The organism is Plantactinospora sp. WMMB782, assembly GCF_049179135.1.
Classification (GTDB): domain Bacteria; phylum Actinomycetota; class Actinomycetes; order Mycobacteriales; family Micromonosporaceae; genus Plantactinospora.
The window spans coordinates 2,198,895-2,223,884 of sequence record NZ_JBMHMC010000007.1; the positions used below are offsets into that span (position 1 = coordinate 2,198,895).

Consider the following 24,990-nt stretch of genomic DNA (forward strand, 5'->3'; position numbering starts at 1 on the left):
TCCGGTACGCGACGCTCACCCCATCCGACCAGCGGAAACCTCGCTGTTGCGTCCTATTGGTACGGTTGCGTTACGCGCCGCTCACGCCGCCCCGAGCGTCACCCCCAAGGAGCCGCCGCCGTGACCAAGGTCTACGTCTCGGCCACTTTCCGGGATCTCCAGGAGTGCCGGGCCGCCGTCCAACTGGCACTGCGCCGACTGCGGGTCGAGGACGTGGCCATGGAGTCGTACGTGGCCGAGGACCGCCGACCGCTCGAACGCTGCCTGGCCGACGTCGCCGAATGTGACGTCTACGTCGGCATCTTCGCCTGGCGGTACGGTTTCGTCCCGGCCGGCTACGACCGCTCGATCACCGAACTCGAATACCGGGAGGCGCTGAACGGCGGTAAGCCCTGCCTGATCTTCCTGCTGGACGAGGAGGCGCCCTGGCCGCGCAGCTTCGTCGACCGGGGCCGGGACGCCGACAAGATCGAGACGCTCCGCGCCGAGCTGGCCGACCGGCACATGTGCGGCACCTTCCGGGACCCGGCCGACCTGGCCGCGATGGTGACCGCGGCGGTGGCGAACTGTCTCACCGACGCCGGGGTGCAGGGTGACGGCGGCATGCCCGCGCTGAGCCGGGACACGCTCAAGCAGTATCTGCTCCGGCTGCGCCAGCACTACGGGGTGCTGGACCTGGACGCGCTGACCCCGGAGCAGAACGAGGACTACCTCCGGATCCAGTTGACGTCGGTCTTCGTCGAGCAGTGGGTACGCGAGGACCCGCCGCCGGCCGAGCTGCCCCGGGAGTGGCTGCGCCGGATGCAGTCCGAGGGGCGGATCGGCACCGAGGACGTGCCGGAGGAGGTCGACCCCCGGGAGCTGGTGCAGTTGCACGAGTCGTACCGGGCGAAGCCGTTGCAGCGGCTCTTCGACGTACTCGGTGCGCCGGAGCAGCGGGCGATCGTGCTGCTCGGCGACCCGGGGTCGGGCAAGTCGACGGCGGCCCGGTACGTCACGCTCAGCCTGACCGGCGGTCCGACCGACGACCGGCTCTCCGCGCTCGCCGACCACCTGCCGCTGCTGATCGAGCTGCGCTCCTTCGTCACCCTGGTCGCCGAGGGCAAGTGCGACAACTTCGTCGACTACCTCGACCACCGGGCCGGCACCGACGGGCTCGGCATCGAGCGGGCCGCGCTGCTGCGGCACCTCGGGATCGGCGGCCGGGCCGTGATGATCCTGGACGGTCTGGACGAGGTCTTCGACCGGCACCGCCGGGAGGAGGTGGCCCGGCAGATCGCCGGGTTCGCCGCCAACCACCCGCAGGTACGCATGATCGTCACCTCCCGGATCATCGGCTACTCCCGCCGGATCCTGACAAGTGTCGGCTTCGTGCACTACACCCTGCAGGACCTGGACGAGGAGCAGACCGGTGACTTCCTGTCCAGCTGGTACCGGCTGGCGATCCGGGACCGGCCGGAGGACGCGCACGCCCAGCGGGCCCGGCTGCTGGACGCGATGCGGCACTCGCACGCGATCCGGGAACTGGCCGGCAACCCGCTGCTGCTCACCATCCTGGCGATCATCGGCAAGCACCAACCGCTGCCCCGGGAACGCTGGAAGCTCTACGACCACGCCGCCACGGTGCTGGTGGCACAGTGGGACACCGACCGGCACCTGCCGGAGCAGTCCCCGGCGGCCAGCTTCCTGGACCCGGAGGACAAGAAGGAGCTGCTGCGCCGGCTGGCCTACCGGATGCAGTCGGCCGACCGCGGGCTGACGGTCAACTACATCGACCGGACCGAGCTGAGCGACGTCTTCGAGCAGTACCTGGTCGAGCGCTACCGGCGGGACGCGGCCACCGCACGGACCATCTCGCTGACGATGATCGACCAGTTCCGGGAGCGGAACTTCATCCTCAGCCGGTACGGCCCGCACGTCTACGGCTTCGTGCACCGCACCTTCCTGGAGTTCTTCTGCGCGGACGCGATCCTGGCCAAGTTCCAGCACGACCAGGTGCTCTCCTTCGAGCAGCTCAAGGACCTGTTCCGGCAGCACTGGGCCGACCTGTCCTGGCGGGAGGTGCTCCGACTGCTCGCCGGTGCGCTGCACCAGAACCACACCGCGCAGCTCATCCAGTTGCTCACCACCGAGGTCAACCAGCCGTGGCCGCCGGCCGACTTCGCCCCGCCGCCGTGGAACCTGGCGCTGGCCGTGCAGTGCCTGGCCGAGGTGCGCAACCTGCACAACGCCGCCGCCAAGCCGGCCGAGACCCTGCTGCGGCAGTTGATCCTGCTGCTGGAGCACTGCGTCTCGATCGACGACCGGGAGACCGCCCGGCTGATCGACGAGGAGATCCTGCCGGCCGCCAAGGCGATCGGGCCGAACTGGCCGGGCCGGAAGATCTACCTCTCCTGGTACCGCCGCCGGGGTGTCCGGGTGGTCTGGAACCCGATCTCCACCCACGCCGCCCGGTTGGCCGCGATGCTCTCCACCCCGGCCGAGCGGATCGACGACCTCTTCGACGACGTGCTCGCCACCATGGACGACAGCCCCGCCTCGTACGCCTCGGTCGCCGGGCTGGCCGAGCTGGCCCAGCTCGCCACCTCGGCGGTGGACAGCCCGGCGCACCAGGCCGCCGCCGCGCGGGCCCGGACCCGGCTGATCAAGCGGGCTCGGTCGGACAACCACGCCGGGGTGCGGCTCGCCGCCGTGCAGGCCCTCGGGGAGCGGTTCGGCACCGACGCCGAGGCCCGCGACCTGCTGATCGAACGGGTCCGCGCCGACGGGTACGCCGGGGTGCGGCTCGCCGCCGTGCAGGCGCTCGGCGAGCGGTTCCGGGACGAGCCGAACGTCCGCGACCTGCTCCGGGAACGCGCGCACGCCGACGAGCACGCGAGCGTGCGGCGTACCGCCATCCAGACCCTCGGCGACCGGTACGGCGGCGACGACGAGCTGCGGGACGTACTCGTCGAGTGTCTGCGTACCGACCCCGACGCCGAGGTGACCCGGACCGCCGCGCACGTACTCGTCGAACGGTTCGCCGCCACCCGGCAGGTCCGGGACCTGCTGATGGAACGCGCCCGGGACGACACCGACCCGGTGACCCGGCGGACCAGCGTGCGGGTGCTCGGCGAGCGGCTGGCCGCCGATCCCAAGGTCCGGGCGCTGCTCATCGACCGGGTGCGCGCCGACCGGGACCCGGGGGTGCTCCGGGTCGCCGCCCGCGCCCTGATCGACCAGCAGGGCCCGCACACCACCACCCGGGACCTGCTGGTCAGCCGGACCGGCGGGGACGCCGACGAGACGGTACGCCGGGCCGCGCTGCGGCTGCTCGTCGAGCACTTCGAGCGGGACACCGCACTGCTCGACCTGCTGGTCACCGCCGCCCGGCAGGACCGGGACGCCGACGTACGGCTGCTCGCCGCCCGGGCGCTGACCGACGAGATCGGTGCCGAGGCGTCGGTCGGGGCGGCGCTCGGCGAGCTGGCGCTGCGCGACCCGGACGCCCGGATCCGGCTGGTGGCCGCCCGGGCGCTGATCGAGCGGGTCGGGATGGACTCCGCCGTCTCCGAGGTGCTCGCCGGGCTGGCCCGGGACGACGTCGACGCGGCCGTACGGCTGGCCGCCGTCGACGCCCTCGCCGACACCGTGCGCCGGAACCCGACCACCCGGGAGGTGCTGCTGCACCGGGCCGGTACCGACTCCGACGCCGAGGTGCGGCTGGCCGCGCTGCGGGCGCTGACCCGGGAGCCGCGACTGTCCGCCGAGGTCCACCGGGTGCTGCTGGACCGGGCGCGGCACGATCCGGACGCCGGCGTCTTCGCGCTCGCCGCCACGGCGGTGGTGGAGCGGGGCGGCTCCCAGGACGACGTGCACGAGCTGCTCGAAGGGCGGGTGCACGGGGACAGCAACGCCCGGGTCCGGCTCGCCGCCGTACGCCTGCTGGTGCAGCGGGTCGGCGTCGACGCCGAGGTCCGGGAGGCGCTGCTGGAGCGGATCCGGCACGACCCGGACCCCGAACTCGTGCACGAGGCGGCCGTCGAGCTGGCCACCCGGCTCGGCACCGACGTGGAGCAGTGCGAGCTGCTGATGGGCCGGGCCACCGGCGAGGACCCGCAGATCCGGACCGTGGCGGTACGCATCCTCGGCGAGCACTTCGGCGCCGACCGGGCGGTACGCGAGCTGCTGATCGAGCGGGCCGGCAACGACAAGGACGTGCAGGTACGCCGGGAGGTGCTCCGGGTGCTCGGCGAGCGCCTGGCCGAACATCCCGAGGTGCGTACCCTCTTCGTGGAGCGGCTGCGTGACCAGGACTGGTCGGTGCGGGCCGCCACCGTGCAGGCCCTCGGCACGCACTTCGGCGACGACCACCAGACCCGGGAACTCCTGACCGAGCTGGCCCGGGACGATCCCGATCCCGGGTTCCGCCGCCGGGCCGGTCAGGTGCTCACCTGGCTGCCCGACGCCGACCCCGACCACCTGCCGGACGTACGGCGGTGAGGGGGGTGCGGTCAGTCGCTGGTGAAGACGTACTCGATCCGTTCGACCAGGTCCTTGGGCAGGTCGATGTGCTCGTTGCGGCTGCGGGTCTGGATCTGGTCCAGCACGGCCGGGCTGATCGAGACCTGGCTCAGGATCGTCCGGACGGCGTGCTCGATCGGCAGGAAGCGCGATCCGAGCACCGAGAAGGCGCGGTACGCGCTGAACGGGGCGGCGTGCGGGTTGAGTTTGACCACCGCCGGCATCTCGTCCCAGTCGTCCGGCCAGTCGTCGAGCTGGTAGGGGTTTGTCACCCCCTCGCCCTCGTGCCGGAGCAGGCCGAGCCGCATGAGCTGCCAGACGGCGGCCAGGAACGGGCAGGACCAGCGTCGCCGGCCGTCCTCCTCGTAGTCCCACAGCTCGACGTCCATGAAGATGGAGTGCCGGTTCGCGGCGTTCTGCACCGGCGGCTGCCAGGCCCGGCCGACGCTCATCGCCTGGCCGGGGCCGGAGGTCGGCGACCGCCGGCCGTTGCAGAGCCAGCCGGTCTCCGTGGTCGGCGGGCGGTCCCCGGTGGTCTCCGGGACCGGGTCGGAGACGAGCTGGGTGAGCACCAGTTCGGCGAGCGGGATGTCGTCGGCCTGGGCGCAGCCGGCCTCCCGGGCGAAGTAGTCGATCACCAGCCCGGCGTCCCGCGCGGCCTCGCGGACCTGCTCCATCACCACCCGGGGCGTGCTGAACCGCTGGAAGTAGTCGTCGATCATGAAGCAGGTGCTGACCCGGGGCCGGCCGTTCGGGATCCGGTCGGCGACGGCCTGCCGGGCCGCCGCCGCCCACGGCACGACCCGGGCGAAGTGCCGGCGGAGCTGGTCGATCCCGCCGGCGAACTCCTCGATGTAGAGGTGTCCCAGCTCGATGGAGAGGTGCGAGAGCGGAACGGACTCGACGCTGCGTCTGGCCGCCGTCTCCTCGAAGGTCACATCCGGTCGTCTCACAGCATCTCCCAGGCCGCGTCGTCCACGATGAGTTTTGCCAGTGCTGAGAAGGCCTCCACTGTCTCCAGGTTTGCGATCTTGCGCGCGTACACGTCGTTGTCGGAGATCAGTTGCTCGCGCCACTGCAACACCGGGTCGAGCGGTACCGAGCCGATCAGCATCGTCCGGCCGACCCGGTTGTTGCTGGCGAGTTCGAGCAGGTCCTGGTTGCACTCGCGGAGCCAGGCCACCTGCGGCGGTCGCAGCCCCTCCAGCTCCGGCGAGTCCGGGTCGACCACCGCGGTGCGCACGAACCGGAGCCGGTTGACCAGGTCCTCGTAGTCGTGCCCGGCCAGCGTGCCGGCCTCCAGGATGCCCCGGGTGCCGTAGACCAGGCTGGAGGCGGCGAGGACGTGCTGCCGGGTCCAGCGGTGGAAGACCAGCCAGCGGGAGCGCACCGACTTCAGCTCCGGCCTGGCGGTGGCGGCCAGCACCATCTGGGTGGCGTACGACCGGCCGGCGCTCAGGTCGACGAGGCTGAGGTCGAACTCCTCCTCGAGCCGCAGGAAGAGCCGGGCGCAGCGTTCGATCCGCTCCGGGGTGGCCGGGAACTCGCCGCCGCCGCTGTCACCCGGCAGCAGCACCAGCCGGCCGGCGCCGGGCGGCCGGTTGCGCAGGCTGGGCCGGTCGGACTCGGTCCAGACCTCGATGCGCTGCGGCTCGGCCAGGGCGCCGTCGAGATAGTCGTGCAGTCCGCCCCGGGTGGTCCCGTGCACCGCGGAGTTGATGTTGAAGATCGCGCCGGCCGTCGGCGACCCGAAGTCGAAGTCCAGATAGCAGACGTCGCTGCCCTGCAACGCGCTCCGGTAGAGCATGTTGCTGCTGGTGACCGACCGTCCGGTGCCGCCCTTGTCGGAGACCGCGAAGACCAACATCTCAGCCCGCCTCCGCGACGTCGCGCCGGGCCGCGGCCAACTCGTCCAACTGGCGCAGTACGGCGCTGGCCAGCGCTGCGGCGGTGCCGGGGCGCTCGTGCACGATCTCCCGGGCCCGCCGCAGGTTGACCCGGACCATCTGGAGCGTCTGCTGCATCTTCGGGCCCGCCGCCGCCGCGCCGGCCAGCAGCTCCATGTCGTAGAGGTGCTCGGCCTCGTTGAGCAGGTCCAGCGCGTGCTTGGTGAGCCGGTCGCTGCGCAGTGGCGGGCGGCGCAGCACGCGTACCGTGGTGACGAGGCCCTGCACCACCCGCTCGGTGTAGTACCACGAGGGGGCGTCGTGGTATTCGTCGAACTGCCGGAACACCCGGGCCGGCTGGTCCCACAGGCTCCGGCTGTTGCCCCGTTCCAGGCGCCGCAGCACCAGGTGGTCCCAGACCAGGTCGGCCAGGTCCAGCATCCTGGCCCGCTGGTCCGCGTCGCTGAGCAGACCGGCGATGTACGCGGTGCGCTGCAACAGCAGCGCCGAGAACTCGGTCACCGCCCAGCGCAGCGTGGGACCGCCCAGCTTGTCGCTATTCTGCAGGGTCATCCGTACGCCCGGCGAGTGCAGCGTGAGCGCGGGATCCTCGTCGAACGGCCGGCGGGTCACCCGGGCCCGGTTGGCCAGCTCCTCCAGCACCGCGCCGACCCGGCTGAGGTCGGCGTCGGCGCCCCGCTCGACCACCAGACCCTTGACCGCCAGCGAGGTCACCAACAGGGTGTAGTAGTCGTTCGCGTCCCGGTCGGTGGTCCGCCACGGGATGTCCTCCAGCGGCCACCGGTGCCCGTCGCCGAAGGTGGCGACGGTGGCCCAGTAGCCCCGGGTCAGGTCCCACCGCAGTTGCAGCGCCCGGGAGAGCCGCTGCTGCTCCTCGTTGAGCAGGCCCAGGATCCGGGTCCGCTCGGTGAAGAGCTCCTCGATCGCGTCGATCGCGATCACGGTGAAGTAGAGGTACGGCTCCTCGGGCGCCACCCCGGCACGCTGCTCGCCGATCGGCTCGGTCGTCTCGACGTCCGGCGCCTCCCGGACGGTGCCCCAGGACCAGCCGCACTCGAAGAGCCGGTTCGGACTGTCCAGGTCGGCCACCTGACCGGAACCGATCATGACCTCGCGGAAGCTCGCGATGGTCTGCCGCAGCCGGCGGCGCAGTTGCGCGACGACCTGGCGCTGCGGCAGGTTGCTCTGGTTGAGGGTACGGACCAGCGCCTGCCCCTCTTCGGAGTCGACGTCGAAGACGTTCACCGCGAAACTGCGCAGCAGACCCACCATCGCGGCGGTCAGCCGGGTGCTCGCCATCGTCTCCAGGTCGTCGATCTCCCGAATGATCTCCTCCCGGCGGACCGCCGTCCGGAAGACCCGGGCGAAACCGATGGCGGCCAGGGAAAGTGTGATCGACATGGCGAACGAGTCCACGATGTCGAGATCGAGTTGCTGCTCGGACGGCTCGCCGCCGTCGGTCTGGAAATAGGTCCGGCCGGAGAAGACCGGCGTCCCTGATTTGTCGGTGTAGCGCTGGTAATACTCCGTGAGCACCTGGATGAGTACCCGGGGGATCTGGGTGGCGGTGCCGAGCGGGCGCAACGCCCTGATCATTTCCTCGGCGGTCTCGTCCGGACGGTCCAGCCCGAAGTCCGCCTGGGTCGCCGGTAGCAGGATGCAGAGCAGCTGTTCGGCGTCACTGATCGAGTTCGGCCCGTCCCGACCGCCCCACTGCCACTTTCCGTCCTGCCAGCTCGTCCGGACGGTGGCCGCCCAGATCTCCAGGAGCTCCTGACGGGGCTGGATCCTCATCTATCGTGCACCACCATCCGCGAAAAACACCGGCCAGGTCGAGCGGCACTCATGTTGTGCGTCGGGCAGCCCGACGACTGTCCCGCGCGCCCCGATGATAGAGACGTGATCGACCGGCTGCGGCGGCCCCGGCTCCACCACCGGTGGTGAATCAAAGGAAGATGCTGGTCAACGCCGTAATGATCGGCCTTTCCACAGTGGTGCCACGTTTCACCGCGGTCACCCCCTTCGCATCTCGGGCCTATCCATCAATGATGGCGTACGCGTCAAGGCAGGCGGAACACCTCGCCGGGCCGCTCACCAGGAACGGCGGATACGGACCGGCCACCAGGAACGGCGGTCGCGGGCCGGGGGCGGGAGCCGGTCAGCCCTGCCGGGCCGGGTCGGTGAGCTGCTGGCGTACCGCCCAGAGCGCGGCCTCGGTGCGCGACGCCGAGCCGGTCTTGCGGAGCAGGTTGGAGACGTGCACGGTGACCGTGCGTACCGAGATGCCGAGCGAGCGGGCCACCTGCTTGTTGGACATGCCGGCGGCCAGGCAGGAGAGCACCTCGACCTCCCGGCCGGTCAACTGTCCGGGCGGGAAGGGGTGTGCCGGCTCGGCCACGAGTTCCTCGGGACGCTGGCCGCGCTCGGCCACCAGCAGCTCCATCAGCCGGAAGGGATTGCCGCCGGTGCGCCGGCACACCGACTCGACGACCGCCGGTGGCACCGGCAGGTCGGGATAGACCTGGGCGAGCACGGCGGCCACGTCCGGCCGGCCGAGCGGGCCGAGGTGCTGCCGGACCGCGCCCGGCGCGCCGGAGAGCCGGGCCAGGGTGGCGGCGACCAGCCGGGGCGACACCGCCTCCTCCGGCGGCCGGCTGCCGACCACCAGCAGGGCCGGCAGGTCCGGCGCGGCGGCCAGCTCGCCGACCAGGTTCAGGCTGGCCGGGTCGAGCGCGTGCAGATCCTCCACCACCAGTACCGCCGGACCGGCGCCGACGAGTGCCCGCACGGTGCGTACCGCCAGCCGCAGCAGGGCGTCCGGGGCGTACCGCTCCCGGGGCGCGTTCGGGTGCTGGGCCAGCCAGGCCAGCGCGTCGGGCGGCAGCGGCAGGTCGGCGGTCTCCCGGCCGGTGAGCGCGGCGGCGAGCCAGTCGTACGGCGCCGGGGTGTGCACCCGGGCCGTACCGCTCAGCACTGTCGACGGCCGGGGGGCGAGGCCGTCCAGGGCCGCGCTGATCAGCAGGCTCTTGCCCACTCCGGCGGCGCCGGTGAGGACCACGCAGCCCGTCCGGGAGCGCCCACCGGCGACCGTGGCCCAGGCGGCGGCGAACTCGGCCAGCTCGCCGGCACGCCCGACCATGGAGACCGGCATCATGCGTCAACATTACGCAGTACTGCGTAGTGACTTCGCCGCGGATCACGGGGCAAGCTGCACGGTATGACCTTTGTCCTGCGCAGCCTGGCGGTCAGCGACCCTGGCCTGGTCCGGCCGAACAACGAGGACGTGGCGTTCGCCGGCAGCCGCCTGGTCGCCGTCGCCGACGGCATGGGCGGCGCACCGGCCGGCGAGGTGGCCAGCGAAATCGTGATCAGCTCCCTGGCCCCGGTCGAGCGGTCCGCTCCCGACGTCGAACCCGTGGCCGCCCTGCTGGCGGCGATCGACACGGCCACCGCCCGGATCCGGGCGGTGACCGACGCCGACCAGGCCACCGAGGGGATGGGCAGCACGGTCACCGCGGTGCTGCTCGCCGGCCGCCGGCTCGCGGTCGCGCACGTCGGCGACTCCCGGGGGTACCTGCTGCGAGCCGGCCGCCTGGCGCAGCTCACCCGGGACGACACCTTCGTGCAGGAGCTGGTCGACCAGGGCGGGCTGACCCCGGAGGAGGCCCGCCGGCACCCGCAGCGGTCGCTCGTCACCCGGGTCGTGCAGGGCGGCCCGCTCGAGCCGGCCACGGTCGCGCTCATCGCCCAGCCGGGCGACCGGCTGCTGCTGTGCAGCGACGGCCTCTCCGACGTGGTCGACGACGACGCCCTGGCCGGCACCCTGGCCGGCTTTCCGGACCGGGAGGAGTGTGCGCGACAGTTGGTCAAGCTCGCCCACCAGGCGGGTGCCCCGGACAACGTGACACTGGTGGTGGCGGACGTCGCCGCCGAATGATCGCCCCGGCCGCACGCCCCCGTGTCCCGCCGTGTGGCGACCGGGGCGATCGCCCGCCGCACGCCCTCGCGGAGGTGCGGGTCCGGCGGCTGCGCCCCCGGCCGGCCCCGGGCCGGATCGGCGACGGCGACCGGAAGGTCTGATTGGTCCCGCGCCGGCGCCCTCGCTCGGTAATCTCGACATATGGTGCAAACTGCTTCGCGTACCCGGCTCGCCGAACCGCCGCACCGGTCGACGGTGCGGCTCACCGTCAACGGCGGACCGCACGAGATCGACCTCGACAACCGGACCACCCTGCTCGACACGCTCCGCGAACACCTCGGCCTGACCGGTGCCAAGAAGGGCTGCGACCACGGGCAGTGCGGCTCCTGCACGGTGCTGCTCGACGGCCGGCGGGTGAAGAGCTGCCTGGTCCTCGCCGTGGCCGCCGACGACACCGAGATACGCAGCGTGGAGGGGCTGGCCGAGGACGGGCGGCTGCACCCGTTGCAGAGCTGCTTCGTCGCGCACGACGCCTTCCAGTGCGGCTACTGCACCTCCGGCCAGCTCTGCTCGGCCCTCGGCATGCTCGACGAGGTACGCCGGGGCTGGCCGAGCCATGCCACCGCCGACCTGGCCGCCGGGCCGGACGGGCTCACCGACCCGGAGATCCGGGAGCGGATGAGCGGCAACATCTGCCGCTGCGCGGCGTACCCGCACATCGTCTCGGCGATCCGCGAGGCCGCGGCGGCGGAGGGCGTCCGATGAGGAGCTTCCGGTACGAGCGGAGCACCGACCCGGGCCGGGCGGTGGCGCTGGTCGCCGCCGAGCCGGACGCGGTGTACCTCGGCGGGGGCACCAACCTGGTCGACCTGATGAAGCTCGGCGTGGCCCGGCCACGGCTGCTCGTCGACGTCACCCGGCTGCCGCTGGACTCGGTCGAGCCGACCCCGGACGGCGGGCTGCGGATCGGCGCCACGGTCCGGAACAGCGACCTGGCCGCGCACCCGACGGTCCGGCGGGACTTCCCGGTGCTGTCCCGGGCCCTGCTCGCCGGGGCGAGCGGACAACTGCGCAACATGGCCACCGTCGGCGGCAACCTGCTGCAACGTACCCGCTGCTTCTACTTCCAGGACGTCAGCCGGCCCTGCAACAAGCGCGAACCCGGGGCCGGCTGCGCCGCGCTGGAGGGGCAGAACCGGGAGCTGGCCATCCTCGGCTGGTCGCCGCGGTGCGTCGCCACCCACCCCTCCGACATGGCGGTGGCGCTTGTCGCCCTCGACGCCGTGGTGGAGGTGCTGGAACCGGCCGGCGCCCGGGACATCCCGCTGGCCGAGTTCCACCGGCTCCCCGGCGAACGGCCGGACCAGGAGACGACGATGGCCCCGGGCGGGCTGGTCACCGCGGTACGGATCCCCGGGTTGCCGTTCGGGCGCCGGTCGGCGTACCGGAAGGCGCGGGACCGGGCCTCGTTCGCCTTCGCCGCCGGCTCGGTGGCGGCGGCGCTGGACGTCGCCGACGGGCTGGTCCGGGACGTCCGGCTGGGCTGGGGCGCGGTCGCGCACCGGCCCTGGCGGCCCCGGCTGGCCGAGGCGGCGCTGCGCGGGCAGCCGGCGACCGAGGAGACCTTCCGGCTCGCCGCCGAGGAGGAACTCGCCGCCGCCCGGCCGCTGGCGTACAACGCCTTCAAGATCCCACTGATCCGCAACCTGACCGTACGGACCCTGGTGGAGCTGGCGCACCGGTCGCCGGAGCCGACGGGCGGTTCCGCCGGGGTGACCCGGTGAGCGCGCCGGCCGGCGTGATCGGCCGGCCACAGCCCCGGGTCGAGGGCCGGGACAAGGTCACCGGCGCCGCCCGGTACGCCGTCGAGCACCCCGCCGACGGCACGGCGTACGGCTGGGCGGTGCAGGCCACCGTGGCCAAGGGGCGGATCGTCCGGATCGACGCCACCGAAGCGGAACGCGAGTCAGGGGTCCTGGCGGTGCTCACCTTCGAGACGGCGCCCCGGCTGAACCCGACGGGAAGCCCCGAACTGCTGCTGCTCCAGCAGCCCCGGGTCCGCTACCGGGGCGAGATCGTGGCGCTTGTGGTGGCCGAGTCGCTGGAGGCGGCCCGGGAGGGTGCCCGGCTGGTCCGGATCGACTACGACACCGAGCCGCACAGCAGCGTACTCACCGAACGGCATCCGAGCCTCTACACGCCGGAGCGGGTCAACCCGGCCTATCCCACCGACACGTCGGTCGGCGACTTCGACAGCGGCTACCAGGCGGCCGAGGTACGACTCGACCAGACGTACCGGACACCGGCGTACCACAACAACCCGATGGAGCCGCACGCCGCGACCGCGCACTGGGCCGACGGCCGGCTGCTGGTGCGGGACTCCAGCCAGGGCACCACCGACGTGCGCGGCGACCTCGGCAGCCTCTTCGAACTGCCGACCGGGGCGGTCCGGGTCACCGCCGAGCACGTCGGCGGCGGCTTCGGCAGCAAGGGGACGACCCGGTGCACTCCCGTGCTGGCCGCGATGGCCGCCCGGCAGGTCGGCCGGCCGGTGCGGCTGGCGTTGACCCGGCAGCAGCTCTTCGGCCCGATCGGCTACCGCACCCCGATCATCCAGCGGGTCCGGCTCGGCGCCGACGCCGACGGCCGGCTCGCGGCGATCTGCCACGACGCGATCAGCCAGACCTCCACCAGCATCGAGTTCGCCGAGCAGACCGCCGTACTCACCCGGGCGCTGTACGCGGCACCACACCGCCGGACCACGCACCGGCTGGCCCGGCTGGACGTACCGACACCGTCCTGGATGCGTGCCCCCGGCGAGTGCCCCGGGTCGTTCGCGCTGGAGTGCGCCATGGACGAGCTGGCGGTCGCCTGCGGCGTCGACCCGGTCGAGCTGCGGCTGCGCAACGACACCGACGTCGACCCGGAGGAGGGTGTCCCGTTCACCAGCCGCAACCTGGCCGCCTGCCTGCGGGAGGGAGCGGAACGGTTCGGCTGGGCCCGCCGCGATCCCGCCCCGGGAGTACGCCGGGACGGCCGCTGGCTGGTCGGCACCGGCATGGCCAGCGCGATCTACCCGGCCCGGACCCCGGGGGCGACCGCCGAGGCGGTGGCCGAGCCGGACGGGACGTACCGGGTGCGGATCAACGCGACCGACATCGGGACCGGCGCCCGGACCGCGCTGTGGCAGGTCGCCGTGGACGCCCTCGGGGTGCCCGGCGACCGGGTGGCGGTGAGCATCGGGGACAGCGACCTTCCGCCGGCGTACGTCGCCGGTGGCTCGATGGGCACCGCCGGCTGGGGCCTGGCGGTGCACCGCGCCTGCGAGGGCCTGCGCCGCCAGCTCGACGGGGAGTACGCGGGCAGCGCCCCGCCGGACGGCCTCGCCGTACGCGTCGACACCATGGAGGAGACCACAGCACTGCCCACCGCCCCCCGGTACTCCTTCGGCGCACACTTCGTCGAGGCCCGGGTGGACGTCGACTCCGGCGAGATCCGGGTGCCCCGGATGCTCGGCGTCTTCGCCGTCGGCCGGGTGGTGAACCCGACGACCGCCCGTTCCCAGCTGATCGGCGGGATGACCATGGGACTCTCCATGGCGCTGCACGAGGAGGGCGTGCTCGACCAGCGGTTCGGCGACTGGGTGAACCGGGACCTGGCCGGTTACCACGTGAGCGTCTGCGCGGACGTGGAGACGATGGAGGCGTACTGGGTGCCGGACGAGGACCGGGGGAACCCGCTCGGCATCAAGGGGATGGGTGAGATCGGCATCGTCGGCTCGGCGGCGGCGGTCGCCAACGCGGTCCACCACGCCACCGGGTTGCGCCTGCGTACCCTGCCGATCCAGCTCGACGAGCTGGTGGACCGGCTGCCGACCGGTTGAGGCCGGCACGGCGCCAGGACGCACGGGACCGACGTGATCCACCTCGCAGTACTTGCACCTGACATCAACGTGAGATCGTAACGTGGCGGCATGCAGATCAACGGCAAGAAAGCCCTGGTCACCGGCGCCAACCGCGGTCTCGGCAAGGCATTCGTCGAGGCTCTCCTCGCCCGCGGCGCCACCACCGTCTACGCCACCGCCCGCCGCCCCGACCAGATCGAAATCCCCGGCGCCGTGCCCCTCCGACTGGACATCACCGATCCGGCGTCCATCGAGGCCGCGGCCACCGAGGTGGGCGAGCTCGACATCCTCGTCAACAACGCCGGGATCTCCACCGAAGCCCCCCTGCTCGGCCCCAGCACGGAGAACGTCCGGCGCGAGTTCGAGACGAACTTCTGGGGCACCCTCAACGTCACCCGGGCCTTCGCCCCCAGACTCGCCGGCGGCGCGATCCTCAACGTCATCTCGGCGTTGAGCTGGTACACCTTCGCCCCCGCCAGCAACGGCTACGCTGCCTCGAAGGCGGCGGAGTGGTCCCTCACCAACGGCGTCAGACTCGAGTTGGCCAGCCAGAAAACCCAGGTCACCGCCCTGGCCCTGGCCATAGCCGACACCGACATGATGGCCGGCTACGACATCCCCAAGCTCCCGCCCCACGAGGTGGTCACCATGGCCCTGGACGGCCTGGAGGCGGGCGAACTCGAAGTGGTCGCCGACGCTCCCACCGCCAGGGTCAAGGCCTCCCTCTCGCGCGACCCCGCCCTGTTCTACGCCGACATAACCGCTTCGCTGTTCGGCTGAAGAGCTCCTGGAGTTGGAACCGTAGAACACTTGGTTCCACATTCGTGTCCATGGAACGCATCGGTGTCCGGGCGCCGAACCAGAACACGAGCCTGGTGCTGGCGCGGGTGAGTGGCGGCGAGACTGTCGAGATCACCGATCGCGGACAGCCGATTGCCCGACTTGTCCCGATAGGCACCGACAGGTCGGTGCTGACTAAGGCCGGTGACGCATGTGGCCAAGCAGGCTAAACTAACACCTTAGCTAAGCGAGGAGGTTGCGCCATGGCGGCTGATGCGGTGCACTACAACATGCATGATGCCAAGACCCACCTGTCGCGCATCATCGAACGGGTGGAACGCGGCGAGGAGATCATCATCGACCGGGCGGGCACCCCGGTGGCGAAGGTGGTACCGCTGGTCCGGCGGGCCAACCGCACCGCAGTCGGCTCCCTCGCCGGCCAACTGGACCTCTCCGGTGACTGGGACTCACCACAGACCAACGCCGAGATCGCCGACGACTTCGGCATCGGCGCATGAACCTGCTACTAGACACTCACGTCGCACTCTGGGCCATCACCGGTGACCCGACCCTCGGCACCGAGTTGCTCGACCGACTACGCCACGAGCCGGACATCTTCCTCTCCCCGGTCACCCTGTGGGAGATCACCATCAAACAGAGCACCGGAAAACTCACCGGACCCCCTGACCTCGCAGAGCGGGTAAGGGACATGGGCTTTCGAGAACTCCCGGTGACCCACGCCCACGCCATAGCCGCCGGCCGCCTGCCATCACATCACCGCGATCCCTTCGACCGCATGCTGGTGGCACAGGCAATCACCGAAGGGCTGACCCTCGCCTCCCGCGACGCGTCGATAGCGCTGTACGGCGTGAACGTCCTCAAGGTGTGATCGGACAGCTCGGTCCACGCCTGGTAGCCGCGAGAGAGCCAGGCCCAACTTGCCCCCCGGCCGTCCCTCCCATTCCGAGCGGCGCCGGTTGCTTAGCCCCCGGCCCAAACCGTGGCCTGCAACTTCGCGGATCCTGGATCCTCCGTTTGGGTATCCGTTTCGGTGGGCCGCCGGGGACTCGAACCCCGAACCTAAGGATTAAAAGTCCTCAGCTCTGCCAATTGAGCTAGCGACCCGTCGGGTGTTCAGGCTACCGGACGGGGTCTCCGCGAGCCTCGGCGGCAGGGGTGGCACGGCGCGACCTCCGCGACACGTCCGCCACCCGCCGCCGCCATCAGTGGGCCTTACGCGCCGGGCGCCAGGGGTCCGGCCGCCGGGACCGCCCGTTTGCCCATGGGCGAGGGTCCTACCCGGGCCCCGGCCAAGGCCGGGGGACCGATCGGGAACGCCCGGATCAGCTCGCGTTGGCCGGGGATCAACCAAGATCAGCCGACGTACGTGTCGGCGAGTTGGCCGCGGAGTTTGGTGAGGGCGCGGGTGAGGAGGCGGCTGATGTGCATTTGGGAGACGCCGATCTGTTCGGCGATCTGGGATTGGGTGAGGTTGCCGTAGAAGCGGAGGGTGAGGATTTTCTGTTCGCGTTCGTCGAGGGTGGCGAGGGCGGGGCCGAGGGCGACGCGGAGTTCGGCGAGTTCGTATTCGTTGTCTTCGGTGCCGAGGAGGTCGCCGAGTTCGGTGGTGCGTTCGCCGTCGCCGGTGGGGGTGGACAGGGAGACGGCGTTGTAGGCGCGGGCGCCTTCGAGGCCTTCGAGGACTTCTTCTTCGGTGAGGTTGAGGTGGGTGGCGATGTCGGTGACGGTGGGGGAGCGGCCGAGGGTTTGTAGGAGGTTGCTGTTGGCTTCGCTGATGGCGAGGCGGAGTTCCTGGAGGCGGCGGGGGACGCGGATGTCCCAGGTGCGGTCGCGGAAGTGTCGTTTGAGTTCGCCGATGATGGTGGGGATGGCGTAGCCGGCGAAGTCGACGCCGCGGGTGGGGTCGTATTTGTCGATGGCTTTGATGAGGCCGACGGCGGCGGTTTGGGTGAGGTCGTCGGTGGGTTCGCCGCGTCCGCTGTAGCGGTGGGCGAGGTGGTTGGCCAGGGGGAGCCAGGCTTCGATGGCTTTGTCGCGGAGGGTGGCGCGGGAGGGGTGGTGGGTGGGGAGGGCGGCCATGGCGTGGAGCAGGTCGGTGGCGGTGTCGTTGAGGTGGGGCTTGCTGGCGGTGGTGGTGGGCTTGGTGGCGGTGGTGGTGGTCATGGTGGGTCTCCCTGCGTTGTGGGCGGGGACGGGGTTGTCCGTGCGGGTGCATGTGGTGGTTCGGGTGGTGGCGTGTGGCTGTTCAGGTGTCACCTTAGCCCGTTGGTATCGGCTGAGGCTAGCCGAACGGCTGATGTATAAAAGTCTCTTACGTAGTGAAAACCGGTCACAGCAGCGCATGATCGACTCAGATTTTCAGTCGATCACCGACTGAACGAGATTCGCCGATCGCGCATCCGGACCCCGAGCACGGCGGGATGATTACCGCCTGTGGATTCAAGGTGGCAGGTTGTGACCGGCCGGACGGACCGGGCCGGTGGCCGGGGTACGGCGTGATCCGGCCGCGTCGGATCATCGAGCGCTGGGGACTGGACCCGGAGGCGCTGCCCGGCGAGGAGGAGCGGCACGCCTCCTGGCTCGAACTCTTCTTCGACCTCGTCTTCGTACTGGCACTGGCCGCCGTGCAGAACCGGCTCACCGACGAGGTGCCGGACGCCGACGAGATCCTCCGGACCGCCGCGCTCTACGCGATCGTCTACTGGGCCTGGGTCGGCCAGGCGATCTACGACACCCGGTTCGACCCCGACGACCTCGGTCACCGGCTGGTCGTACTCGTCGGAATGGTCGGGGCCGGCGCCATGGCGGTCGGCGTCAGGGACGCTCCGGACACCCTGCTGCTGCCGGTCGGCTACCTCGTGGTCCGCGGCACCCTGCTGGTGCTCTACCTCCGGGTTCGCGGCACCAACACCACCGCACGGCGGCTGACCACGGTATACCTCAGTGGGTTCGGCGCGGGCCTGCTGTTCTGGGTCGCCTCGCTCGCCGTACCCGCGCAGAACCGGCCGATGCTCTGGCTCTCCGGGCTGGTCGTCGAAGTACTGACACCGTGGCTCGGCCGCCGCTGGCTGATCCGGCATCCGGTGCACCCGTCGCACCTGCCGGAACGGATCGGGCAGTTCACCATCATCCTGCTCGGGGTCAGCCTGACCGACCTGATCGACGCGATGCCGAGCCGGCCCTCGCCGGCCGCCGTCGTGGTGGCGACCACCGGGTTCCTCATCCCGGCCTCGATCTGGTGGGTCTACACCACCTTCGTGACGCTGGGCCTGACCAGGTCCCGGTTGAGCGCCGGCATCGGCTACGCGACCGTGCACGGGCTGATCGGCTCCGCGCTGCTGCTGCTCGGCTGGTGCCTGGGGCAGGCCGTCCGGGAGGTCGGTGCCGGCCGCGAGGACCTGCCCCGGATGCTGCGCCTGCTGCTGGCGGTCTCGCTGGCCAGCTGGATGATCGGTGGCCTGGCACTGCAGCGGATCGCACTGGGCGGCATACCGCGACTGCGGATCGCGGTCACGACCGTCACCGTCGGGCTGCTCGGCGCTGTCACCCTGGTGCCGCCGCCGATCGTCCTGATGCCGCTGCTCGCCGTGTTGACGATCAGTTACGCCGCCGTCAGCAGTCGACTCATAGTCCGGTTCGGGAGGGAACGGATCGAGGCATGACCGCCGCTCGCCGACGTGACCGGGCAGTCGGCAGGCAACACCTGGCCGGTGGTCAGCAGGCGAACCGGTGGTCAGCAGGCGGCCCGGCGTGACCGCCCGCCGGCCGGCGGGCATGATCGGGCCCGCCGGCCGGCGGGCGTGCTCAGGTGGCCAGCCGGCGGGCGCGGTCGCGTACCCGGCGGGCGGCGAGGTGCGCGGCCGAGAAGCTCCGGCCGGCGCCCACCCGGAGCGGCTCGGGGATGTCGACCAGCCCGCGGTACTGCACCGTGAGCAGTTGCAGCCAGCTCATCAGGCCGGCGAGTTCCTGGCCCAGCGGCTCGGGACGGCCGGCCGGGTCCACGGCGAGCGGCCCGGCGTACCCGTCGACGGCAGTCTGTAGGGCGCGGTGCCGCGCGGCCAGCTCCGGCAGCAGCTCGGCGAGCGGGACCGGGGTGCCGGGCCGGACCTGGTGCCGGCCGAGCAGCTCGGCCACCGCCTCGGCGGCGGCACTGACGACGGCGGCGAACCGGCGACGGTCCTCGTCCGGTCCCGGCATCATGCCGCCCTCCCCTTCGCCACGGCCCCGGACCCGCCCAGCGCCCGCCGCAGGTGTACGCCGGTCGGCGAGCCGCCCAGCTCGACCAGTCCGCGCGGCTCGCCCTGGTAGAGCACCCGGCCGCCCCGGCTGCCGCCCTCCGGCCCCAGCTCCACCACCCAGTCGGCGTGCGCGACCACGTCCAGGTTGTGCTCGATCACGAGCACGGTCGCCGCGTACTCGTCGACCAGCCGGTCCAGTACGCCCAGCAGCCGCCGCACGTCCGCCATGTGCAGTCCGCTGGTCGGCTCGTCCAGCACGTACGCCGGGGCGCCGCCCCGCAGGTGCGCGGCGAGCTTGATCCGCTGGCACTCGCCACCGGAGAGGCTGGTCAGCGGCTGGCCGAGCCGCAGATAGTCCAGCCCCACGTCGGCGGTCGCCGCCAGCACCGGCGCGATCCGGCGGCTGCCGGCGAAGAACTCCCGGCCCTGCGCCACCGTCATCTCCAGCACGTCGCCGATGCTGCGCCCGCGCAGCCGGTAGCCGAGCACCTCGTCGGAGAAGCGCCGGCCGTCGCAGGTCTGGCAGACCAGCGAGACGCCCTGCAGCGCGCCGAGGTCGGTCTGCACCACGCCGAGCCCGGCACAGTTGGCGCAGGCGCCGGCGGAGTTGGCGCTGAACAGCGCCGGGCTGACCTGGTTGGCCCGGGCGAACCCGGCCCGGATCTGGTCGGCGATCCCGGTGTGGGTGGCCACTGTGGAGCGGCGGTTGACGTGCGGCATCGACTGGTCGACGATCACCGCCTCGGGATGCTGCGCCCGGAACGCGCCGCCGACCAGGCTCGACTTGCCCGCGCCGGCCACCCCGGCGAGTACGGTCAGCACCCCGGCCGGCAGGTCGAGGCTGAGGTCGCGCAGGTTGTTGGTCCGGGCGCCGACGATCGGCAGTACTCCGGTCGGGGTGCGTACCGCGGCCTTCAACCGGGTCCGTCCGGTCATCGCCCGGCCGGTGGGGGTGTCGGCGTCGACGAGCGCGCCGACGTCCCCGGCGAAGACCACCCGGCCGCCCGCCGTGCCTGCGCCGGGGCCGAGGTCGAGGACGTGGTCGGCGGCGGCGATCACGTCCCGGTCGTGCTCGACGACGAGTACCGTGTTGCCCTTGTCCCGCAGCGTCCGGAGCAGGCCGGTGAGCCGGTGCACGTCCCGGGGGTGCAGCCCGGCGCTCGGCTCGTCGAAGATGTAGAGCAGGTCGTTCAGGCTGGCGGAGAGGTGCCGCACGATCTTGACCCGCTGCGACTCGCCGCCGGAGAGCGTGCCGGTGCGCCGGTCCAGGCTCAGGTAGCCGAGCCCGATCTCCACCAGGTGTCCGACCTGGGCGACCAGGGCATCCAGGACCGGCTTGGCGGCCGGCAGTTCCAGTCCGGCCAGTACGCCGAGAAGTTCCTCTGCCTCCATCGCGCAGAGTTCGGCGATGGTGTGCCCGCCGACCCGGCTGGAGAGCGCCAGCGGCGACAGCCGGCTGCCGCCGCAGGCCCGGCACGGCACCGAGGTGGTGAACTCCCGCACCATCCGCCGGGTCCGCTCGGTCGGCTCCGTCGCCTGGTCGAGGTAGCGGCGGCGGAACTTCACCACCGCGCCCTGGTAGCCGAGGTTGATCGTGGACCCGGCCACCTCCAGCGGCACGGTCCCGTCGGTGGAGTGCAGCAGGTCGTCGAGCTCCCGCTCGGAGTATGCCGAGACCGGTTTGTCCGGGTCGAGCCGGCCGGAGCCGGCGAGCAGGTGCCAGTCCCGGCTGCCGACCCTGAAGGGCGGGGCGAGCAGCGCACCCTGGTTGAGCGACCGGCGCCGGTCGAGAAAAGTGGTCAGGTCGACGTCGGTGATCTCGCCGAGGCCCTCGCACTCCGGGCACATTCCGGCGGGCATGTTGCAGGAGAACGCGTCGGGGTAGCCGACGAACGGCTCCCCCACCCGGGCGAAGAGCAGCCGCAGCAGCGGGGCGATGTCGGTGATGGTGCCGACGGTGGAGCGCGGCCCGCCGGTGAGCGGTCGCTGGTCGACGGCGACCGTCGCCGGCAGGTGCGCGATGAGGTCGACGGCCGGGCGGGCGGAGTCGGGCAGGAAGGTACGGACGAACATCGGCAGCATCTCGGTCAGCTGCCGCCGGCCCTCGACGGCGATCGTTCCGAAGACCAGCGACGACTTCCCCGATCCGGAGACGCCGGTGACGACGGTCAGCCTGCGTTTGGGGATCTCGACGTCGACGGCGGCGAGGTTGTGCTCGCGGGCTCCGCTGACCCGGATCCACTCCACGATTGGCGCCCGCTGCCCGGAGGATTCAACGACACTCATTCCTTCAACTGTATCGTTGAACTACGATGTTGAGACTTTCTCTGCGCTGGCTTCCCAGTCCAGAGCGGAAGTCTCAACCAGCGGCTTCACCTACCACGTCGCTGGCCCGGAAGGGGCGGCGGTGGATCAGGCCCGGAACGGGACGACCGGCAGCCCGGCGAACCCCGGGGCGGCCCGGAACAACGCGCCGGCGGCCGGCTCCGGGTCGTCCAGGCCCAGCCGGGAGGTGGTGATGTAGAGGTCGCGCAGCTCCGGGCCGCCGAACGTGCAGGCGGTGACCTGACCGGCCGGCACCGGAATCCGTACGTCGAGCCGGCCGTCCGGCGCGTAGCGGCGTACCTCGGCGCCGCCCCAGAGCGCCACCCAGACCCCACCCTCGGCGTCCACCGTCAACCCGTCCGGGGCGCCGTCGTCGGGCTCGATCCGCACGAACGGGCGGCGGCCGGTGAGCGCCCCCTCGGCAACGTCGTAGTCGAAGACGTCGACGCGCTGGGTCGGGGTGTCGACGTAGTACGCCAGGGTGCCGTCGGGTGACCAGCCGAGGCCGTTGGAGATGGTGACGTCGGCCAGTATCCGGCGGGGCGTCAGGTCGGCGTCCAGCCGGTAGAGCGCCCCGGCGCCCGGCCGGCTGTCGTAGGCCATCGAGCCGCAGTAGAACCGGCCGGCCGGGTCACAGCCGCCCTCGTTCATCCGCAGGTCCGGATCGGTCCAGAGGTCGGGCAGCCGGCGTACCGGCCGCAGTTCGGCGTCGGTGAGCACGAACCCGCGCTCCACCGCGACCAGGTAGCCGTTCCCGGACCGGGGCCGGACCACCGCCGCGACGCTGTCCACGTGCTGCCGGGCCACCTCCCCGGTCCCCGGTTCCAGCGCCAGTACGTCGCCGGCCAGCATGTCCACCCAGAGCAACCGGTCCGTCCGGGTGTCCCACACCGGGCCTTCGCCATGCTGGCAGCACGGCTCCGTCACCTGGGTCACCTGCGTCGCGTCGTCCACCTCGTACTCCTCTCGACACCCCGATCATGTCAGCGCGGCACGGCGCCGACGATCGCGATGCCGTCGGAGATCTCGGCGGTGGCGTTGGCGGCGTAGCCGAGCACCAGTCCCGGCGGGCCGGGGCGCTGCCGGTGCCAGGAGAGCGGCTGCACCTTGACGCCCCGGGCCAGCGCCGCGGTCGCCAACTCCACGTCGTCGACGCTGCCCTCGGCGAACGTGATGGTCAGGTGCAGTCCCGCCGCCGCGCCGTGCAACATCGCGTCCGGCAGGTGCGTCCGGATCGCCGCGATCATCGCGTCCCGGCGGCGTACGTGCCGGCGGCGGAGCAGCCGCAGGTGCCGTTCCAGCGCCCCCGACCCGATCAGCTCGGCGAGCACCAGTTGCGGCAGGGCGGCGTTGCCGAGGTCGGCGGCCCGCTTGGCGTCGACCAGGGCGGCCCGGTACCGGCTCGGGGCGAGCAGCCAGCCCACCCGCAGGGCCGGGGCGAGCAGCTTGGAGACGCTGCCGGCGTAGCAGACCTGTTCGGGCAGTACCGCCCGGAGCGCGGGTACGGGTGGCCGGTCGTACCGGTGCTCGGCGTCGTAGTCGTCCTCCACGACCAGCCCGCCGCCGGCCGCCCAGCGGATCAGCTCGCGTCGTCGGGCGCCGTCCAGCACCACCCCGGTCGGGAACTGGTGCGCCGGGGTCAGCATCACCGCCGGTGCGCCGCTGGCCACCAGTTCGGCCACCCGCAGCCCGCCCGCGTCGACCGGGATCGGCGGTGTCGCCAGCCCCCGGTTGCGAAGCTGCTGCCGGACCCCGAGCGAGCCCGGGTCCTCCACCGCCACCGTCCGCACCCCGTCGTGGTGCAACACCTGCCCGAGCAGGGTCAGCGCCTGCGCGACCCCGGCCACCACCAGCAGGTCGTCCGGGTCCACCGCGATCCCCCGGTTGCGGGCCAGCCAGTGCGCCACGGCGACCCGCAGCCTCGGGGTACCCCTCGGGTCGCCGTAGCCGAAGTCGCCGGGGGCGAGGTCGTGCAGCACGGCGCGTTCGGCCCGCAGCCAGGCCGCGCGGGGGAACGCGGCGAGATCGGGTACGCCGGGCGTCAGGTCGATCCGGGCCGGCGCCGCGCGCAGCGAGTCGAAGACGTCCGGCCCGGGAGCGCTGGCGAAGATCTGCGGATCGGCGCCGCCCAGCCGGGGATCGGCGGCGGAGCCTCGATGGGCCGGCACCGCATCGCCGGTGCGCCCGGAGCCGGTGGACCCGGACGGCGGGGCGGGTGTGCCGAGCGGAGCGGAGACGACGACGGTGCCGGCACGGCCCCGGCCGGCGACGTGCCCGTCCTCCACCAGCCGCTGGTACGCCTCGGTGACCACGCCCCGGGAGACGCCCAGCTCGGCGGCGAGGACCCGGGTCGCCGGCAACCGACCGCCCACCGGAACCCGGCCGTCGGCGATCGCGCAGCGGAGCCGGTTGGCCAGCCAGTCCGCCCGGCCACCGGCCGGCGCCTCGCCGATGTCGAGCTGGAGGAAGTCGGAGCCGGCCGTTATGGACCCGTCGGCTGCCTCCTGTTTGGCCCTGTCCACCAGGCCATTGTGCCGGGCAGAGTGATCACACGCGACATCGCCGCCGCCAGGCCGCGACGCAGGGACGACGGGGTGACCGACACGTGTACTTCCAGCACTCGACCGAGATCTGGGCCGACCATCCGGAACTTGTGGCCGGGGTCGTCGCGGCCACCGGGCTGACCCGGCGCCCCGGAACCGCCGACGGCGGGGTGGCTGCCCGGACCGCCGGGGACGACCCGGAAAGCAAGTCGGGGATCGAGTCGGGAAGCAAGTCGGGGATCGAGTCGGCGATCGCCAGGTTCACCGCCGCCGCCGAGGCCCGACTCGGCAGCGGACCGGTCGCCGAGCAGCCGGAGATCCAGGCCTGGCGGCGAACCTTCACCCGGATGGGACTCAAGCCGACGCAGTACCGGTGTGCGGCCGAGGCGCTGCTCCGGCGCTTCGCCCGGGAGGGATCACTGCCCCGGATCCATCCACTGATCGACCTCTGCAACGCCGCCTCGCTCGCCTTCGCCATCCCGGTCGGCGTCTTCGACGTCAGCCGGATCGACGGAAACCTGGAGGTACGCCCCGCCGGGGGCGGCGAGACGTACCTGACCTTCTCGGGTGAGGTGGAGCAGCCGGCCGCCGGTGAGGTCATCTTCGCCGACGCCACCGGTCGGGCACATGCCCGGCGCTGGACCAACCGGCAGAGCGGATATTCGGCGGTCCGGGAGAGCACCGACGACATCCTGATCGTGGTCGAGGGGCTGCACGCGTCGGCACCGGTCGACGTACCGAAGCTGACCGCCGCGCTGGCGGACGAACTCGTCGCGCTCTGGGCGGTCCGGCCGACGACCGCGATCCTGAGCCAGGAGAACCCGCGCTTCGAGTTCGGCCGCTGAACCCT

Annotated in this window: 20 protein-coding genes and 1 tRNA gene; 11 read left to right on the top strand and 10 right to left on the bottom strand. The window is 72.2% G+C overall.

Annotated features, from left to right (window positions below; translation table 11 throughout):
* Positions 1-120: 120 nt before the first annotated feature.
* On the top strand, positions 121-4,482 hold the full coding sequence (locus ACN28A_RS12105; RefSeq protein ID WP_421395080.1) for a HEAT repeat domain-containing protein: 4,362 nt from the start codon (positions 121-123) through the stop codon (positions 4,480-4,482).
* An 11-nt stretch (positions 4,483-4,493) separates the two neighbouring features.
* Here the strand turns inward: ACN28A_RS12105 and ACN28A_RS12110 are convergent, their stop codons facing one another.
* From ACN28A_RS12110 to ACN28A_RS12125, 4 genes are all read right to left on the bottom strand, one after another.
* The gene (locus ACN28A_RS12110) at positions 4,494-5,456 is read right to left on the bottom strand and encodes an SCO2522 family protein (RefSeq protein ID WP_421395082.1); all 963 of its coding nucleotides are present in this window, start codon (positions 5,454-5,456) and stop codon (positions 4,494-4,496) included.
* Positions 5,453-6,370 carry an SCO2523 family variant P-loop protein gene (locus ACN28A_RS12115; protein WP_421395084.1) on the bottom strand — a complete coding sequence of 306 codons (918 nt, stop codon included), beginning with the start codon at positions 6,368-6,370 and terminating at the stop codon, positions 5,453-5,455. Before ACN28A_RS12115 ends, ACN28A_RS12110 begins: the two co-directional genes overlap by 4 nt.
* A 1-nt stretch (position 6,371) precedes the next feature.
* On the bottom strand, positions 6,372-8,204 hold the full coding sequence (locus tag ACN28A_RS12120; protein WP_421395085.1) for an SCO2524 family protein: 1,833 nt from the start codon (positions 8,202-8,204) through the stop codon (positions 6,372-6,374).
* A gap of 364 nt (positions 8,205-8,568) precedes the next feature.
* Positions 8,569-9,564, bottom strand: a complete 996-nt coding sequence (locus ACN28A_RS12125; protein WP_421395086.1) for an AAA family ATPase — start codon at positions 9,562-9,564, stop codon at positions 8,569-8,571.
* Between the two features lie 63 nt (positions 9,565-9,627).
* Between ACN28A_RS12125 and ACN28A_RS12130 the strand changes: the two genes are divergently transcribed.
* From ACN28A_RS12130 to ACN28A_RS12165, 8 genes are all read left to right on the top strand, one after another.
* A complete protein-coding gene (locus tag ACN28A_RS12130) occupies positions 9,628-10,347 on the top strand; it encodes a PP2C family protein-serine/threonine phosphatase (RefSeq protein WP_421395088.1) in 720 nt (239 codons plus the stop codon).
* A gap of 183 nt (positions 10,348-10,530) precedes the next feature.
* A complete protein-coding gene (locus ACN28A_RS12135) occupies positions 10,531-11,094 on the top strand; it encodes a 2Fe-2S iron-sulfur cluster-binding protein (protein ID WP_421395090.1) in 564 nt (187 codons plus the stop codon).
* The gene (locus ACN28A_RS12140; protein WP_421395093.1) at positions 11,091-12,113 is read left to right on the top strand and encodes an FAD binding domain-containing protein; all 1,023 of its coding nucleotides are present in this window, start codon (positions 11,091-11,093) and stop codon (positions 12,111-12,113) included. Before ACN28A_RS12135 ends, ACN28A_RS12140 begins: the two co-directional genes overlap by 4 nt.
* Complete coding sequence (locus tag ACN28A_RS12145; protein WP_421395095.1) at positions 12,110-14,212, top strand: xanthine dehydrogenase family protein molybdopterin-binding subunit; 2,103 nt, start codon at positions 12,110-12,112, stop codon at positions 14,210-14,212. The genes ACN28A_RS12140 and ACN28A_RS12145 overlap by 4 nt, the downstream gene beginning before the upstream one ends.
* A 90-nt stretch (positions 14,213-14,302) precedes the next feature.
* Complete coding sequence (locus ACN28A_RS12150) at positions 14,303-15,013, top strand: SDR family oxidoreductase (protein ID WP_421395097.1); 711 nt, start codon at positions 14,303-14,305, stop codon at positions 15,011-15,013.
* 50 nt (positions 15,014-15,063) lie between these two features.
* Positions 15,064-15,243, top strand: coding sequence for a type II toxin-antitoxin system Phd/YefM family antitoxin (locus ACN28A_RS12155; protein WP_421395099.1), 180 nt, complete (start codon positions 15,064-15,066; stop codon positions 15,241-15,243).
* A 33-nt stretch (positions 15,244-15,276) separates the two neighbouring features.
* On the top strand, positions 15,277-15,531 hold the full coding sequence (locus ACN28A_RS12160; protein WP_421395102.1) for a type II toxin-antitoxin system Phd/YefM family antitoxin: 255 nt from the start codon (positions 15,277-15,279) through the stop codon (positions 15,529-15,531).
* Complete coding sequence (locus ACN28A_RS12165; RefSeq protein WP_421395105.1) at positions 15,528-15,902, top strand: type II toxin-antitoxin system VapC family toxin; 375 nt, start codon at positions 15,528-15,530, stop codon at positions 15,900-15,902. Before ACN28A_RS12160 ends, ACN28A_RS12165 begins: the two co-directional genes overlap by 4 nt.
* 163 nt (positions 15,903-16,065) lie before the next feature.
* On the opposite strand, the gene ACN28A_RS12170 is transcribed toward ACN28A_RS12165, so the two are convergent.
* Both ACN28A_RS12170 and ACN28A_RS12175 read right to left on the bottom strand, forming a co-directional pair.
* Positions 16,066-16,138 (bottom strand) — tRNA-Lys (locus ACN28A_RS12170).
* Positions 16,139-16,387: 249 nt separating this feature from the next.
* Positions 16,388-17,197 carry a SigB/SigF/SigG family RNA polymerase sigma factor gene (locus tag ACN28A_RS12175; RefSeq protein ID WP_421395108.1) on the bottom strand — a complete coding sequence of 270 codons (810 nt, stop codon included), beginning with the start codon at positions 17,195-17,197 and terminating at the stop codon, positions 16,388-16,390.
* Between the two features lie 332 nt (positions 17,198-17,529).
* Between ACN28A_RS12175 and ACN28A_RS12180 the strand changes: the two genes are divergently transcribed.
* Positions 17,530-18,696: a low temperature requirement protein A gene (locus tag ACN28A_RS12180; protein WP_421395110.1), complete on the top strand. Its 1,167-nt coding sequence runs from the start codon at positions 17,530-17,532 to the stop codon at positions 18,694-18,696.
* A 142-nt stretch (positions 18,697-18,838) separates the two neighbouring features.
* Here the strand turns inward: ACN28A_RS12180 and ACN28A_RS12185 are convergent, their stop codons facing one another.
* The 4 genes from ACN28A_RS12185 to ACN28A_RS12200 form a co-directional block, all read right to left on the bottom strand.
* Positions 18,839-19,234 carry a hypothetical protein gene (locus ACN28A_RS12185; RefSeq protein WP_421395111.1) on the bottom strand — a complete coding sequence of 132 codons (396 nt, stop codon included), beginning with the start codon at positions 19,232-19,234 and terminating at the stop codon, positions 18,839-18,841.
* The gene (locus tag ACN28A_RS12190) at positions 19,231-21,558 is read right to left on the bottom strand and encodes an ATP-binding cassette domain-containing protein (RefSeq protein WP_421395113.1); all 2,328 of its coding nucleotides are present in this window, start codon (positions 21,556-21,558) and stop codon (positions 19,231-19,233) included. Before ACN28A_RS12190 ends, ACN28A_RS12185 begins: the two co-directional genes overlap by 4 nt.
* Positions 21,559-21,684: 126 nt before the next feature.
* Entirely contained in the window at positions 21,685-22,551 is an 867-nt protein-coding gene (locus ACN28A_RS12195) for an SMP-30/gluconolactonase/LRE family protein (RefSeq protein ID WP_421395115.1), read from the bottom strand.
* 29 nt (positions 22,552-22,580) lie between these two features.
* A complete protein-coding gene (locus ACN28A_RS12200) occupies positions 22,581-24,119 on the bottom strand; it encodes a PLP-dependent aminotransferase family protein (RefSeq protein WP_421395116.1) in 1,539 nt (512 codons plus the stop codon).
* 83 nt (positions 24,120-24,202) lie between these two features.
* Between ACN28A_RS12200 and ACN28A_RS12205 the strand changes: the two genes are divergently transcribed.
* Positions 24,203-24,985: a B3/4 domain-containing protein gene (locus tag ACN28A_RS12205; protein ID WP_421395118.1), complete on the top strand. Its 783-nt coding sequence runs from the start codon at positions 24,203-24,205 to the stop codon at positions 24,983-24,985.
* Positions 24,986-24,990: the final 5 nt, after the last annotated feature.